Source organism: Streptomyces boninensis, from assembly GCF_048572725.1.
GTDB lineage: Bacteria > Actinomycetota > Actinomycetes > Streptomycetales > Streptomycetaceae > Streptomyces > Streptomyces boninensis.
In genome coordinates, this window is sequence record NZ_CP183837.1 from 4,742,510 (window position 1) to 4,757,884 (window position 15,375).

At 70.8% G+C, this 15,375-nt stretch carries 10 protein-coding genes; 4 read left to right on the forward strand and 6 right to left on the reverse strand.

Translation table 11 applies throughout. From position 1 onward, the window contains the following. Positions 1–57: 57 nt before the first annotated feature. Positions 58–5,109: a DUF5979 domain-containing protein gene (locus ACNNMR_RS21495; protein WP_419996283.1), complete on the reverse strand. Its 5,052-nt coding sequence runs from the start codon at positions 5,107–5,109 to the stop codon at positions 58–60. A 328-nt stretch (positions 5,110–5,437) separates the two neighbouring features. Between ACNNMR_RS21495 and ACNNMR_RS21500 the strand changes: the two genes are divergently transcribed. Together ACNNMR_RS21500 and ACNNMR_RS21505 are read left to right on the forward strand one after the other, a co-directional pair. Beyond that, positions 5,438–5,881, forward strand: coding sequence for a DUF6325 family protein (locus ACNNMR_RS21500; RefSeq protein WP_419996284.1), 444 nt, complete (start codon positions 5,438–5,440; stop codon positions 5,879–5,881). Positions 5,882–5,886: 5 nt separating this feature from the next. Then, complete coding sequence (locus ACNNMR_RS21505) at positions 5,887–6,243, forward strand: SHOCT domain-containing protein (protein WP_419996285.1); 357 nt, start codon at positions 5,887–5,889, stop codon at positions 6,241–6,243. A 28-nt stretch (positions 6,244–6,271) separates the two neighbouring features. Here the strand turns inward: ACNNMR_RS21505 and ACNNMR_RS21510 are convergent, their stop codons facing one another. Beyond that, the gene (locus ACNNMR_RS21510; protein WP_419996286.1) at positions 6,272–8,812 is read right to left on the reverse strand and encodes a polysaccharide lyase family 8 super-sandwich domain-containing protein; all 2,541 of its coding nucleotides are present in this window, start codon (positions 8,810–8,812) and stop codon (positions 6,272–6,274) included. Between the two features lie 155 nt (positions 8,813–8,967). Here ACNNMR_RS21510 and ACNNMR_RS21515 point away from each other — a divergent pair, with 155 nt between their 5' ends. Beyond that, positions 8,968–9,729: a sulfite exporter TauE/SafE family protein gene (locus tag ACNNMR_RS21515; RefSeq protein WP_419996287.1), complete on the forward strand. Its 762-nt coding sequence runs from the start codon at positions 8,968–8,970 to the stop codon at positions 9,727–9,729. A gap of 4 nt (positions 9,730–9,733) precedes the next feature. Here ACNNMR_RS21515 and ACNNMR_RS21520 read toward each other — a convergent pair whose 3' ends face one another. Beyond that, positions 9,734–10,654: an NADP-dependent oxidoreductase gene (locus ACNNMR_RS21520; protein WP_419996288.1), complete on the reverse strand. Its 921-nt coding sequence runs from the start codon at positions 10,652–10,654 to the stop codon at positions 9,734–9,736. Between the two features lie 137 nt (positions 10,655–10,791). Here ACNNMR_RS21520 and ACNNMR_RS21525 point away from each other — a divergent pair, with 137 nt between their 5' ends. Next, positions 10,792–12,708: a S9 family peptidase gene (locus ACNNMR_RS21525; RefSeq protein WP_419996289.1), complete on the forward strand. Its 1,917-nt coding sequence runs from the start codon at positions 10,792–10,794 to the stop codon at positions 12,706–12,708. Here the strand turns inward: ACNNMR_RS21525 and ACNNMR_RS21530 are convergent. From ACNNMR_RS21530 to ACNNMR_RS21540, 3 genes are read right to left on the reverse strand one after another with little or no spacing between them, the layout of a single operon-like run. After that, complete coding sequence (locus ACNNMR_RS21530; protein WP_419996290.1) at positions 12,632–13,504, reverse strand: SURF1 family protein; 873 nt, start codon at positions 13,502–13,504, stop codon at positions 12,632–12,634. The two genes, ACNNMR_RS21525 and ACNNMR_RS21530, sit on opposite strands and share 77 nt — an antisense overlap. Before the next feature lie 22 nt (positions 13,505–13,526). Continuing rightward, positions 13,527–14,708 (reverse strand): hypothetical protein, encoded by a 1,182-nt coding sequence (locus ACNNMR_RS21535; protein ID WP_419996291.1) that lies wholly within the window; start codon positions 14,706–14,708, stop codon positions 13,527–13,529. Next, positions 14,705–15,361 carry a SigE family RNA polymerase sigma factor gene (locus tag ACNNMR_RS21540; protein WP_419996292.1) on the reverse strand — a complete coding sequence of 219 codons (657 nt, stop codon included), beginning with the start codon at positions 15,359–15,361 and terminating at the stop codon, positions 14,705–14,707. Before ACNNMR_RS21540 ends, ACNNMR_RS21535 begins: the two co-directional genes overlap by 4 nt. Between the last annotated feature and the right edge of the window lie 14 nt (positions 15,362–15,375).

Below are 15,375 nucleotides of genomic sequence, written 5' to 3' on the forward strand. Positions count from 1 at the left end.
GAGGGCATGAGTAAGGGCCTGATCCGGATGCCGGATCAGGCCCTTACTGGTTGTGGCTCAGCTCAGGCGGCTTCTCCGCCACAGGTACACCGCCGCTCCCGTCGCCAGGACCAGGCCCGTGAGCAGCAGGCCCACCACCGTCCGGGTCCAGGGCCCCGTGTCGGCCAGGTGGCCGGGGTGCTTGCCGTGGTGGTCCGGGGGCGGCTCCGGGAAGGTGTTGGTCACCTCGACCGACGTGTCGTCGTCCACCGTGACCTCACCGTCCGTGCCGCCGTCGGAGTCCTCGTACGAGACCGTGTCATCCGCCGGCACGTTCTCCTCCGTCACCGTGCAGTCCGCGCCCTCCGGGACCGTGATCGTGCGTTCCTCGTCGCCGCTCAGGCTGAAGGAGCTGTCCTCGGGGGCGAGGGGGACGTCGCCCTCGTCCGTGGTGCAGGCGACGGTGAAGTCGTACGGGCCGGGGCCGCCGTTCACGACCGTCTTCCTGACCGTGAGCTCGGCTGCCGGGAAGGTGTTGGTGACCTTGATGGACGCGGACGCCGAGCCGTCGGCCGTCACCACCGCCGGGTTGTCCGGCGAGCCGTGGTCGACCACCGCCTCCGACGCACCGCCCGTGTCGACCTCCTCCGCCCAGCACTGGGCGTTGACCGGCAGCGGTTTGATGGTCACCGGGTTGCCGGCGCTCACCTCGTACGTCTTGTGCAGCACCAGGTCGGTCGGGTCGCCCGCGGCGTTCGGCATCGCGCAGGACACCTCGACCTCGAAGACCCGGTCCTCCGCGTACTCGGCGCCGTCGCCGGTCAGCTCCTTGGCGAGGGTCAGCTCGCCGAAGGCGAAGGTGTTGCTGATCCGGGCCGTCTCCACGGTCGGCGTGCCCACACCCGGCTTGATGGTGACCTCGACCGGGTTGGCCTCGGTGTGGTTGGCCTGGCCGCCGCGGCCCGTGGTCTCCCACACCTCGCACTCGGCGCCCGCGGGGATGCCTTCGACGGTGACCGGCTTGTCCTCGGAGACCTTGTAGTCCTTGTCGAGGACCGTGCGCGGCCGGCCGCCCTGCGGGTGGATGACGCACTTGACGTGGTACGTGAACGGCAGCTTGCCGAGCACCCCGCCCAGCGCGTCCGGGTGGTCGCCGATCTTCTTGACCAGCTTCAGGTCGCCGTAGGCGAGGGCGACCCCGACCTGGATCGGCTCATTGGCCTGCAGGACCCGCGGCGAGCCGGCCCGGTCCGTCGTCTCGTTGTGGGCGTAGGAGTTCCAGGCGATGGTCGGGTCGCCGTTCTTGGTGACCTTGAGCGGAGTGTCCATCGCGTACGTGATGTCGACCGTGCCGCCGGGGGCGAGCGGCGTCGGGAAGTCGAGGTTCATCCGCGCGCCCACCGCCTTGGCGCTGTACCCGTCGTCCCAGACGGAGGAGGGGCACTGGTCGGCCGAGGAGCCCGCGCCGCCCATGTCCAGGTCGTCGGTGCACAGCGGCTCGTCGTTCTCGTACGACGTGGTCATGGTGCCGGGGCCGTCGAGCTTCGGCTCGGAGGCGAGCGTCGGGCGCTGGTCCCAGGCGGTGCCGCGGTCCTGGTCGAGGATGACGCCCTTGTCGCCCTGGACCGGGAAGCGGTCGACGATGCGCATCGCGGTGCCGGCCTCGGTGCCGGCGTTCTGGAGGCGCATCAGGTAGTGGTACTGGTCGCCCGGGTTGACCAGGGCGATGCAGGGGTTGGCGGTGTAGTTGCGGCCTGCGGCGTCCTTCGTCGACAGGCACGAGGAGTCGCCGACCGGGACGGTCTTGCCGGTGCGGGTGTTGTACCAGCCGAGCGAGTCATTGCCGGACACCCACTTGCGGGCAGTGAAGGCGGCCCCTGACTTGGCGGTCAGCTTCGCGGTCGCGGTGCAGTACTTGCCGGAGCCGAAGGTGTCGTCCGTCTCCGAGGTGCCGTCGCAGGCGAAGTCGGGGTCGGAGGAGGTGGCGCCCATCTTGTTGGTGACGACGTCACCGGCGTTGATGCCCGGCTCCAGCTTTACGTGGATCTCGATGGTGAGGGTGGCGCCGGGCGCGAAGTTCCACGCCTTGCCGTCGGCGGTCTTGGAGAAGTTCCAGCTCAGCTGGTCGACCCGGCCACCGGATGTGGACTGGTCGAAGACCGGCGTGGGCACCGGCGGGGTGCCGTCCGGCACCTTGGTGTTGATGATCTTGAAGGGCTGGCCGTCGTCGCCCTGGAAGGTGTCGACGAACTGGATTCCCTCGGGCAGCGCGTCCTTCACCACCAGATCCGGGATGTTCGCGGTGCCGGTGTTGGTGACCTTCAGGTAGAACGGGGCGTCCTCGCCGGGCGCGAGCACCGTGTCCGGGGTCTTGCTGACGTCGAGGACCGGGTCGCCCTTGACCAGGTTCAGCGTCGCCGTGACCGGGTCGATCTTCTTGGGCTTGTCCTCGTCCTCGACCTTGGTGAGGAACTCGCCGCTGACCGTGTCCTCCAGGTGGCCGGGCACGGGGTCGCCGCCGCTACGCGTCTTCTCCCGCGGGCTGACGGTGAAGGTCAGCACGCCCGAGCAGCTGGTGTCGGAGCAGGGCGAGATGACGTAGCCGTCGTTGGTGGTGCTGGTGGAGGAGTACGTGACACGCAGGCCGGTGACATCGGCGGCGTTCACCCCTGCGGGGAGGGCCGCGTCGGACGCCGGGGTGCCGGTGACCCAGGCCCCGTCCACGTACGCGTCGATCTGGACGCGGTTGGCGCCCTTCGGCATCTGGTTGGACTTGATCGAAACCAGGTCGACGCCGTCGAAGAAGTCCTCGTCCAGGTCGGTCATTTCGAGGTACTTGGCCGACATGTTGCCGGTGTTGCGGATGGTGAGGGTGGCGTCTGCGTACTGCTTGGGCAGGCCCGGCACGTACTCGGGGAGCTCACCCGGGCTGATCGACTTGTTGAGGGAGGCGGACGACTCGGCGGGGCCGGTGTCCATGCCGGGCCCGCAGACCGGGTCTTCCTCTACATAGTCGCCCCCTGCGCTGATCGAGTAGCAGTTGGCGAAGTTGACGTCGTTCTCGACGCCCTCGCGGCGCTCGGTGACGAGGTTCAGGGTGACGGTGGACTGCGGGGCGAGCTCGCCGTCGTAGACGAGGCGGATGCCCTTGGCGCGCTCCAGGAGCGCGGCGTCGTCCGCGTCGTACGGAACCCAGGCGTCGGCCGTCGGGTCCCACAGCTCGATCTCCGCGGGCGCGTCGGCCGGCGAGAAGGACGCCGAGTCGATCTGGAGGACGTCGAAGGGGCTCTCCCCGGTGGGCTTGCCGTCGGGGCCGGCCGGCGGGTCGGTGAGGATGGGGTCGATGAGGGGCTTGTTGCCGTTGTTGACGAGCTTCAGCGTCATCGAGATCGGCTGGCCCGGCGGCACGTCGGTCTGGCTGACCGTCTTGGTGCCGTCGCCCGAGGTGTTCGGCTCCTCGATGGCCAGGTCCTTGCAGGCGCTGCCGGCGGCGGTGCCGCTGCCGTCGGTGCGGCCCGCGTCGCCCTTGAACGCCGCGCAGTTCGAGATGCCGGGGCTGGAGCCGCTCGGCAGGTCCTCGGCGGTGACGTCGTCGGTGAGGGTGCCGTGCAGGTCGAGGCCGGCGCTGGAGCCCTCGGCGATGGCCGGGTTCCCGTCGCCGTCGACGCCGGTGTAGGTGACCTCGACCTTGGTTACCTTGGCGCCCGGCTTGGCGACGTCGACCGTCGTGTTCTCGGTGTACGTATCCGTGGTGCTGGTGCCGTCGTCGTAGGTGACGACGAGCTTCGCCTCGGTCGCCCCGTCCGGGAAGCGCAGCCGCACCTGGTCGACGTCGACCTTGTCGAACTCGCTCGTCGTATCCGGGTCGGGCTCGGTGATCGTCACCGACTTCACCGGGAACGGCGAGTTGTTCTTCACGTCGACCTTCATGCTGACCGGCGAGTTCTCGTCGAGCACCGCGTGCTCGCCGGTCTCCTGGGTGAAGTCGCCGTCGGTGTCGGGGAAGAAGCTCTTGGTGCCGTTGAGGACGAGGACGTCCGGGATGATGTCGTACGTGTCGCAGGCCTGGGCGCCGTTGACGTCGCCGTCGGTGGTCTCCTTGGCGGACGGGGTCGCGCAGTTGTTGACCGTCACCTTGTCGGTGGGGCGCAGCGGGGAGCCGTCGGAGCGCTTGGTGTCGCGCAGCGTCAGCTTCACCTCGACGGTGCCGCCGGTCTCGTCGTACGGGAGGGGATCGCCGCTGCTGTTGGTGAAGACGACTTCGAAGCCGGTCACCTCGTCGGCGGATACGCCTCTGGGGAGGGGGAGTTCGCCGGGCGAGCTGATCGGGGCGCCGGTGTGGGTGTCGCCGTCGGCGGTGGTGACGACGAGGTGTGCGCGGTCGGCGCCGGCCGGGAAGCGGGTGACCGTGGCGCTCTCGTAGTCGAAGTTCTCGAAGGTGTCCTCGGTGGTGTCGGACACCGACAGCTCGGTGACCTCGGCTGATGAGGAGGAGTTATTGCGCACGCCGAGAGTCATCGTGGACTCTTCGCCCGTACCCGCGATCGCCGAGCCGTCCTCCCAGGTCTTGGTGGCGACGGGCTTGACCACCCGGGGGATCGACACGGTGACGTCGGAGTCGGCGTCCTTGGGGTCGGCGTTCTCGGCGTCGACCTGCGCCGTGTTCGTGATGGTGGCGCCGTCCTCCAGCTGCGTGTCGGCCGGGACGCGCATCCCGATCTCGATGCTGCCCGCCTGCCCCGCCCGGAGCCCGGTCTTGCCCTCCGGGTTCTGCAGCGGCTGCTTGTAGACGACGGTCAGCTGCCGGGTGGACTCGTCGTAGGTCACGTCCCGGTTGCTGGTGTCCTGCGGCAGGGCCGTCACGTCGAGGCCCTCGGGGAGGGTGTCGGTGACGGTGAAGTCCACGCAGTCCACGGTGAGGCCCGAGCACTGGCCCTGGAGCGTGTAGATGAAGGTGTCCCCGGGCTCCAGGGGACCGTCCGCGTCATTGGTCTTGGTGATGCCGACCGCGCTCATCGGATCCTGCGCCGCGGCCACCTGCATGGCCGCTGCCTGACCGCCTAACAGCAGGGCGAGCGCCGCCACGATTCCTAGCGGCAGGCGCATGCGGGTGAACCGACGTCTGAGCATGGGAACGGTCCTTCTGGATTTCTCAGGCAACTGGTCCCCGCGAAGGTAGGCGGGCGGCTGTGGCGGCAGGGGCGGCCACGCCGCGGATCTGATGAGCCATCAGTCAGATACGGCCGGGCGGCGGATCCGGGTCACTCCTTCGTGGCTGCGGAGGGGCGGGCTGTGTCTTGGTCATGTAGAGGAGGGTTCGGGCTCGGGTCGGGTCGGTTTGGGGTCGGTTTGGGGTCGGTTTGGGGTCGGTTTGGGGTCGGTTTGGGGTCGGGGGCGCCGGGAGGCGCATTCCGTTTGACCGTCTTACGGTGATAAGTGATCTGAAAGGCGGTGCTCCGTGCCCAGTAAGCTCCAGGCCGACACGGTCGGCCCAGTGGACGTCGCGGTGATCGGCTTCGAGGGCAATCACTTCACCGGTGACATCGCGCCCGCTCTGCTCGAGCTGCAGGGCAACGGCACCGTCCGGATCCTCGACCTCAGCTTCGTCAGCAAGGACGGCGAAGGCGCCGTGTCGACCGTCGAGGTCTCGGACTCCGCGGTTGCCGCGGCGTTCGCGCAGGTCACCGAGGACGAGTTCGATCTGCTGAGCGACGAGGACCTCAAGCTCGCCGCCGAACAGCTGCCACTGGAGTCGTCGGCACTGGTGGTGGCCTGGGAGAACACCTGGGCCGCCCGGCTGGCGCGGGGGGTGCGCGACTCGCAGGGGCGGGTGCTCTTCATGGAGCGGGTCCCGCACGACGATGTCGTACGCGCCATCACCGCACTGGACGAAGAGGAGTAGCCGCCATGATCCGCCGACGAGTGGGACGTCCGGGGCTGCTGGGCGCCATGGCCCGTACCGCGGTCATCACGGGCACCGCCAGCGCGGTGTCCGGAAGGATGCGGCGCGGCGCGGAGCAGCGCGAAGCCGATCAGTATGCGGCAGCGCAGGCCCAGCAGCAGGCGCTGGCCGATCAGGCGGCGGCGCAGGTGGCGGCGCAGCAGGCACAGCAGGCGGCGCAAGCGGCCCAGGCCGCTCCTGCCGCGGCACCGGCGGCGAACGACCGCATGGCCAAGCTCAGGGAGCTCGGCGAACTCAGGGCGAGCGGGGTGCTCACCGAGGAAGAGTTCGCCGCCGAGAAGGCCCGCATTCTCGCGTCCTGATCCGCCCGACGGCGGCGCGCTCAGGCCGCTAGCCGCGCAGCGTCGCCGACAGGCTGTCGCCGTAGGCCTGATGGGTGCGGAATTCAACTATCGTGCCGCCCGCCACCTGCGACACCCGGACGCCCTCGTCCGCCGACACCTTCCGCAGCCGGCGCCCCCGCACCAGCACCCGCACCGTGTCCCGGTCCATCGTCGGATCCGAGGCGGCGATCTTCGTCAGGCCGTCCGGGGTACGGCGGAGCAGGACGGAGGCCGGCCCGTCGATGCTCAGCCCGGCGGCCTCGTGCCTGCCGCGGGTGAAGGAGTTGGCGGCGGTGAGGCCGAGGCCCCGGTGACGTATCGCCTGCAGGCGCCGGGAGTTGGCCACCACCGACAGCGGGCTCCCCTTCCCGTACGAGCGCAACTGCGCCTCGCTCGCGCCCGGGACCAGCGCATACGCCAGGGAGGCCGGCTTGGCCCCCGCCGGCTGCTCCGCGACCGCCGTGAAGACGCGCAGCTTGGCAGAGGTGTCGGGGTTGGTGAGGCGCACGGCGCGGCGGCTGCGCGTGACCTCCTCCAGGCCTATCTTCAGCTTCGGGGCGCGGGCGTCCAGGAGGGCATAGCCGACCGCCGCCTTTCTGGTGGCGTTCGACCAGCGCAGCCAGCGGGCCTCCGCCTCCCCCGCGCCCGACAGGCGCGAGCCGTCGCTCAGCTCGCCCGTCACCGTCACCTCGTCCGCCGGCAGCGCCGTGCGGGCGTCGAGGGTGGTGGTCACCGCGCGGCCCGCCTCGTCGCCGATGCCCGCCGCCAGGACCACGATCTCGTCGTCGAGCATGAACCAGGACTTGGTGGCCGTGGCGGCGCGGTAGACCACGAAGTCGTCGGGGAGCTTGGCGCGGTCGGCGTACGCCACGTCGCTGGAGAGGGTCATGGCGGCCGCACCGTACGTGTCCAGGACCGCGCCGCCGGAGACGTCGTTCGTGCCGACCGGGAAGTAGACGTACTTGTTCTGCGACTCCGACGACGAGGTGAAGTTCAGCGGATGGCCGGGGTTGTCGTACCAGAGCTTGCCGTCATAGAGCTGCGGGATGGTCTTGCGCTCCTCGACCGGCGCCGTGACCCCGGCGAGTTCGTACGGGGAGACGGTCGTGTAGTAATCCGCGCCGAAGGCCTGCGTCTGGTCCTGGCCCGCCAGATAGAGGTAGTGCGCGCCGTCGCCCTGGAACCACGGCAGCAGGTTTTCCCCGCTCATGTACTCGTACTTGCTGATCCGGTCCGAGCTGCGGGCGAGCGCGAAGGCATAGCCGGGGCGGCGGTGGACGTGCTTGTCCATGGCATTGAAGGCGACGCTGCGGGCCGGCGGGTTCAGGTCGGCCGGCTCGACCGAGGCGTCGGCGAGGATGTCCGCATAGCGCACCACGCTCATCGGCGAGACGAACTTCGCCGGGTCGAGCGGCATCGGGGACGCCGAATCGACGTACTTCACATAGCCCTTGAGGGCAGTGGCGGCCTCGCCCTCCGAGTAGTCCGACAGGTCGGTGACCGCCTCGACGACCACCGCGACGTCCGCATAGCCCGTGACCGTGGCCCGGGAGACCGCGCGGCCCTTGACCACCTCCATCATCCAGCCCTCGAAGATCAACGGGGCGAAGCCGTTCCGCACCCAGCCCTGCACCACGGGCGCCAGCTCGTCCGTATTGGCGAAGGGCGTGCCGTAGAGGATCTTCAGGGTCTGGACGACGCGGGTCAGCAGCACCTTGCCGTACGACCCGGTGTAGGCGACCGAGCTGTGCTGGATGAAGGAGCCGTCGGCGTAATAGCCGTCCGTGACGTTGTGCTGCAGCTGGTACGGGTCGATGGTCGCGAAGACCGTCAGCTGGTTTTCGAGGGCCTTGGTGATGCGGGCCTCGTCGCCGAGGAGGGCGCCCTGCAGGATGCGGTTCGTGGTGATGTCGGCGAGGTTGGCGCCGGTGTGGAAGCGGGAGTCGAGGTCGACGTCGCCGTCCTTGCCGTAGCGGAGATAGGCGTCCATGGAGGCGGTGTACGTGCGCACCAGGTCGGGGCGGTCGGCCGCGCCCTGGCCCGAGAGCAGCGCGAACGTCTTGGTGACGCTGGCGGGGATGGCGATCTCCCAGTTGTGCCAGTTTCCGTAATAGCCCTTCGACTGGTCGCCCAAATAGCGCTCGTGGAGCCACTCCAGGGCATCGGCCGCCTTCGCCTGCGTCTCGGCGCTGCCGTCGAGGCCGCCGCCGGGGGTGCGGGTGGCAAGGGCGATCTCGTACACCTTCAGGTAGGAGGCATTGAGGTTCACATCGCTGGTGCCCAGCGGGAGGCCCTTGAAGAGCTCGCCGTCGGCCGCATCGGCCATCGCCTTGAGATTGGCGCGGGCGGTGTCCTCGATGGCCTTCAGCTTCGCGGCGGCCTCCGGGCGGGCGTTGGACTCCGCGGTGCCACCGAAGATCCCGACGGTGTTGGCGATCAGCTTGGCGAAGTCCGCGCTGCCTGCCGCCACGGCGGGCAGCGACGGCAGGACCGCCAGCAGACCGGTGGCGGAGAGCAGCGAGAGCATGCGCCTGCGAGTGATCTCCATTGCGGCCTCCCCGGGTCGGATTTCCGTGCGACGCAGGGAGTCAAGCAGTCGCGGAAGGCGCCGACAAGCGCTTGTGGACAACCCGTTTCCGCAACCCCCTGTGGACAACAAGCAGTTCGTTCAACACCGAAACATCCGCTCTCTAGGCTGATCTCATGGACAGCCTGTTCGCCGTGTTCGGCGCGGGGATCGCGGCCGGCGCGGTGAACGCAGTGGTCGGCTCCGGCACCCTGATCTCATTCCCCGTGCTGCTCGCCACCGGCCTGCCGCCGGTCACGGCGACGGTCTCCAACTCCCTGGGCCTGATCCCCGGTTCGATCAGCGGTGCCATCGGCTATCGCAAGGAGCTGCGCGGACGCGGCCGGCTGATCATGAAGCTCGGCGCCGGCGCGGCCGTCGGCGGCTTCACCGGCGCCATGCTGCTGCTCGCCCTCCCCGCGTCGGCGTTCGAGCGGATCGTGCCCGTACTGGTGGGCCTCGCCCTCGTCCTGGTCGTGCTGCAGCCCTGGATCGGCGCCCGGCTCCGCGACCGCCGCCACGAGAACGGCACCGCGCCCCGCACCGACGGCGGCCCGCTGCTCATCGCGGGAATCGGGCTGGCCAGCGTCTACGGCGGCTACTTCGCCGCCGCCCAAGGCATCATCTACATAGCCCTGATGGGCCTCGCCCTGGACGACAGCCTGCTGCGCCTGAACGCCGTCAAGAACGTCCTGGTCGCCCTCGTCAACGCCGTCGCCGCCTGCTTCTTCCTCTTCGCCGCCGAATACGACTGGACCGCCGTCGCCCTGCTCGCCGCCGGCTCGGCGATCGGCGGGCAGCTCGGCGCCGCCTTCGGGCGCCGGCTGCCGCCGGTGGCGCTGCGCGTGCTGATCGTGGTGGTCGGCGCTGTCTCCCTGGTGCAGCTGGTGACGCGCTGAGTGCCTACACCGTCAGCACGATCTTCCCGCGGGTCCGCCCCTCCTGGTTGAGCCGCCAGGCCTCCGCGGCCTGGTCGAGCGGGAGGGCGTGCTCCACATTGACCGTGAGCTTCCCGGCGTCGGCGAGCTCCGAGAGCGCCGCCAGGTCGGCCGCGACCGGGCGCACCCATACGTAGTGCGCGCCCTTGGCCTCGGCCTCGCCGTCGGCAATGGAGGCGATCCGGGACGGGTCCTTGACCAGCTCCTTCGATACGTCGACGGCCCCGTCGCCGACGAAGTCGAGCGCCGCGTCCACGCCCTCGGGCGCGAGCGCGCGTACCCGGTCGACAAGACCGTCGCCGTAGACGACCGGCTCGGCGCCGAGGGAGCGCAGGAAGTCGTGGTTGCGCTCGCTCGCCGTGCCGATGACGCGCGCGCCCCTGGCCACGGCGATCTGCACACCGAGGGAGCCGACGCCGCCCGCGGCGGCGTGGATGAGGACGGTCTCGCCTTCGGCCGCGCGGACCCGGTCCAGGGACTGGTACGCGGTCAGCCCGGCGAGCGGCAGCCCCGCCGCCTGCTCCCAGCTGAGCGCGGCGGGCTTGCGGGCGAGGGTGCGTACGGGGGCGGAGACGAGCTCGGCGTACGTGCCGTTCTGCGCCCAGTCCTTTCGTACGTAGCCGACGACCTCGTCGCCGGGCGCGTATTCGGTGGCGTCGAAGCCGGTGCGGACGACGACGCCGGAGACGTCCCAGCCGGGGATGAGGGGGAAGCCGGACTCCATGACGGGGTCGAGCCCGCCGGCGGCGAGCTTCCAGTCGACCGGGTTCACCCCGGCCGCCCTGACCTGGATCAGGACCTCACCGGGGGCGACCTTCGGGTCGGGGAGCTCAACGGTGGTCAGGTCGTCGGCGGAGCCGAACTGCTGCAGTGCGATGGCCTTCATGCCCGGTGCAGCGCGGCCGCCGGGGGTTTCATTCCGGCTGCGGCTTTCGACTGGTCAGAGGCCACTCCAATGGAGTTATCCACAGGCTGGGGGCCGCTGCTCGCACGATGTCGGACGGGACCAGCAGAATGTGGGGCATGGACGAGAACGCACAGACCAACGCAGCCACCGGCGAGGCGCCGACGGGCGAGACCGGCATGCCCGAGTGGGAGCAGCGCTTCCGGGCGCCGCGCGTCGGACTGCCCGAGTGGGCGGAGGACGCGCCGGAGAAGTCCCTCTTCGTGTCGAACGTGACGGGCACCTTCGAGCTGTACGCCTGGGACCGTGCCACGGGCGAGCAGCGGCAGGCCACCGACCGGCCGAACGGCACCACGGACGGCACCCTCACGCCCGACGGCGAGTGGATCTGGTGGTTCTCCGACACGGACGGCGACGAGTTCGGCGTGTGGCTGCGGCAGCCGTTCGCGGGCGCGACGGCGGGGCAGGACCAGCCGGCCACACCCGGCCTCGAGGCCTCCTATCCCGCGGGTCTGGCCCTGGGCCGGGACGGCACGGCGGTAGTGGGCAGGTCGACGGACGACGAGGGCACGAGCATTCATGTCGTCCCGCCCGGCGGCGAGCCGTGGGTGGTCTACCGGCATCGCGAGTCCGCCGGCGTCGGCGATGTCTCGTATGACGGCGGCCTGCTCGCCATCGAGCACACCGAGCACGGCGACGCGATGCACTCCGCCCTGAAGGTCGCGGTGCTGGGCGGCACATCCGGCGAGGTCGTCGCCGAGCTCGACGACACCGAGGGCGGCACCAAGGAGCTGGGGCTCGAGGTGCTGGGCTTCGCGCCCGCGGCCGGCGACGCAAGGCTGCTCATCGGCCACCAGCGGCGGGGGCGCTGGGAGCCGGCGATCTGGCATCCGGTGGAAGGGGAGTTCACCGACCTGCGCCTCGACCTGCCGGGAGACGTGTCCGCGCAGTGGTATCCGGACGCCACCGGGCTGCTGATCGCGCACACCTACCAGGCCCGTAGCGAGCTGTACCGCTATGACCTCGCCTCCGGCGGCCTGACCCGGCTCGACACCCCGCCGGGCACGGTCTCGGGGGCCACGGCCCGGCCGGACGGCTCGGTGGAGTTCCATTGGTCGTCGGCGGCCGAGCCGCCCGCGGTGCGCAATGACCGCGGGGAGGTCGTGCTGCAGCCGCCGGGCATGAAGCCGCCCGCCTCCCGGCCGGTGGAGGACGTGTGGGTGGACGGCCCCGGCGGCAAGATCCACGCGCTGGTGCAGCGTCCGACGAGCGCGGGCACAAGCGCGGGAGCCGGAGACGGCTCCGGCGGAGACTCCGCCGACGGCCCCTACCCGACGATCTTCGAGATCCACGGCGGGCCCACCTGGCACGACAGCGACGCCTTCGCGGCCGGACCCGCGGCCTGGCTGGACCACGGCTTCGCGGTCGTCCGGGTCAACTATCGCGGCTCCACGGGATACGGCCGCGATTGGACGGATGCGCTGAAGCACCGGGTCGGCCTCATCGAGCTCGAGGACATCGGGGCGGTGCGGCAGTGGGCCGTCGAATCGGGGCTCGCCGACCCGGAGAAGCTCGTCCTGTCCGGCGGCTCCTGGGGCGGCTATCTGACGCTGCTGGGCCTCGGCGTGCAGCCGGATGACTGGACGCTGGGCCTGGCCGCCGTCCCGGTCGCGGACTATGTCACGGCGTACCACGACGAGATGGAAGCCCTGAAGGCCATGGACCGCACACTGCTCGGGGGCACCCCGGAAGAGGTCCCGGAGCGCTTCGCGGCCTCCTCGCCGCTGACGTACGTGGACCGGGTCAAGGCGCCGGTGTACATCTCCGCGGGGGTGAACGACCCGCGCTGCCCGATCCGGCAGGTGGAGAACTATGTGGAGCGGCTCCAGCAGCGCGGCCATCCGCACGAGGTGTATCGCTACGACGCGGGGCACGGCTCGCTGGTGGTGGAGGAGCGGATCAAGCAGTTGAGGCTGGAGCTCGACTTTGCGCTGAAGCACCTGGGTCTTCAGGCTCTTCCGGATCATCGGGGGTGATGCCGAGCTCAGCATCCCGGGCGAGCTCGATCTCGCGGCGGAAGAGGCGGAACCACATGAAGACCACGAAGGCGGCGAAGACGAACCACTCGCCGGTGTAGCCGAGGTTCTGGAAGGCCTTGAGGTCCAGGCCGCTGTCCGGCGGGGCGGTGGCCGGGACCGGGGTCATCCCGTCGGCGGCCTTGGGCAGGGTGATCCAGGCGTTGTGCACGGGGTAGTCGACCATGTTGATCAGCGAGGCGGCGCTGATCACGCCGAGCTGTCCCTTGGGCAGGCCGCCGGCGGCGTTCACGCCCGGGGAGCCCTGCGACTCGGAGGACTGCAGGTCGCCGGTGACGGTCACCTCGCCCTTCGGCGGGGCGGGCGCCTTCGCCGGGTCGGCCTTCCCAGGCAGCCAGCCCCGGACGACCGGCAGCGCCTTGCCGCCGAGGTCGGCCTCGCCACCGCCCTTCGCCTCCGACGCCCCCTCGGCCGGCCGCAGCATCGTGAGGACGTAAAAGCCGTCCTTGCCGTCGAGGGTCCGGTCGGGGACCAGGAGCTGGTCGCCGTACCGCCCGGTGGCGGTGGCGGGCTTGCCCGAGGTCGCCTTGTCCACGGGCAGCAGGTCGGCGAGCGGCTGTGCCGCGTCGGCGCCTGTCGACTTGCCGTCGCGCTGCTCGGTCTGCTGCTCGTGCGTATCGATCCGGTCCTCGAAGCGGCTGAGCTGCCAGCTGCCCATGAAGATGCAGAACGGGATGGAGAGCGCCAGGAAGGCATTGATCCCCCACCAGCGCGGGGTCAGCAGGAACCGGTACACGCCTCTACGGTACGGGAGCCCTCTACGACGCCGGCATCGCGCCCGTGTAGTACACGGTGCCGCCGCACACATCCGGCACCGTGGTCTGGGCCGTCGCGGTGCCGCCCGGCTCCGGGGTGTTGGTGAGCGTCAGGTCGCCGCCCTCCGTACCGTCGCCGCTGCCGCCCGTGGAGCCGTCGCCCGTGGAGCCGGTCGAGCCGTCCGAGCCGCCGTCGGTCTCGCCCGCGGCGCCCTCGCCGTCCGGGTCGGCCATCGGGGCACCCTCGGAGGTCGACTTCGGCCCGTCGCTCACCGCGGGGCTGGGCGAGGAGTTGGCCGAGCAGCCGGCGTCGCGTTCACCGCCGGGGACGAAGGCGAAGCGCACCTCGTACGACTCCCCGGCCGCCAGCACCACGGGCTCGCCGGACGACGGCGGCAGCAGGTCGCCGGCGGCGTCTCCGGGGCTGTGCTCCTGGACGATGACGCTGGCGGTGCTGACGTCGCTGGTCCTGGCGACGTTGACGGCGCCGGGGTCGCTGACCGCGCAGGAGGACTGCGAGATGTTTTTGATCTTGAACGATCCGGTTATCCGGCCCTTGGCGTCCGGCTGCCCGCTGTTCCCCGCGGGCTGCCCGAGCTGCCCGGCGTCGCACGACGGCGCGGCCACGGTGGTGTCGCCCGACGAACCGGACTCGTTCCCGCCGCCGGGCTCCCCCGGCTTCTTCGACTCCTCGTCTTTGCCGCTCCCGCCCTTGGACGCGCCCCCGCCGCCGGGCTGTTCCCCCGGCTCGCTCCCGCCACCCTGTCCCGGCGTGCTCCCGACCGGATCCTGGCTGCCGCCCGCCTGCGGCTTGCCGCCGGACGAGCCGTCGATCACCCCGGAGCCGATCAGCGTCGGCACCGCGGCGACGGCCAGCACCACCACGGCCACCGCCCCGACCGCGAGCTGCCGCTTCCGCGCCCGCCGGGCCGGCACCGCGTACTGCAGCCGCTCCAGCGCATCAGGCGCCGGCTCCAGCTCGCCGACCGCGCTGTGCAGGATGCGGCGCAGCGCCGCCTCCTCGCCGGTCGGCGCGGGCCCACCGCCCGGCCCACCGCCGGACTCACCACCGGGTTCGCCGAGACCGAGGCCGCCCAGCTGCTCGCCGAGCCCATGCAGCGGGTCATCGGGGCGCCGCGGCTCCCGCGGCCCCGGGAGCCCCGCTCCGAAGTGGTCGTTGCTCATGCCGGCGCTCCCATGGCGGTTCGCAATGCGGCGATGCCCCGCGAACCGTATGCCTTGACGGAGCCGAGTGAAATGCCCAGCACCTCTGCCACCTGTGCCTCAGTCATGTCCGCGAAGTAGCGCAGCGAGAGCACCTCGCGCTGGCGCCGCTGCAGCCCGCGCATCGCCTTGATCAGCTGATCGCGCTCCAGCAGGTCGTACGCGCCTTCCTCGGCGCTCGCCATGTCCGGCATCGGCTTCGACAGCAGCTTCATGCCGGTGATGCGGCGGCGCAGCGCGGAGCGGGACAGGTTGACTACGGTCTGGCGCAGATAGGCGAGCGTCTTCTCCGGGTCCTTGACCCGCTTGCGCGCGGAGTGCACGCGGATGAACGCCTCCTGGACGACGTCCTCGCACGACGCGGTGTCGTCCAGCAGCAGCGCGGCAAGGCCGAGCAGCGACCGGTAGTGCAGCCGGTAGGTCTCGGTGAGGTGATCAACGGTGGTGCCCTCAGCCATGGCTTCGTCAGCGTCCGCCGTCGCGGACGGCGCCCCGGAGGGCCGCGAAACCGGCCAGGGGGCGATCACCGGCATGCCGCCGCTCGCCGGCCGCCCGCTGGGGCGGAACGACGGACCGACGGAAGGGATGGTCGCAATGCTGAGTGCCTCTGCCACGTCTGTTTGACACG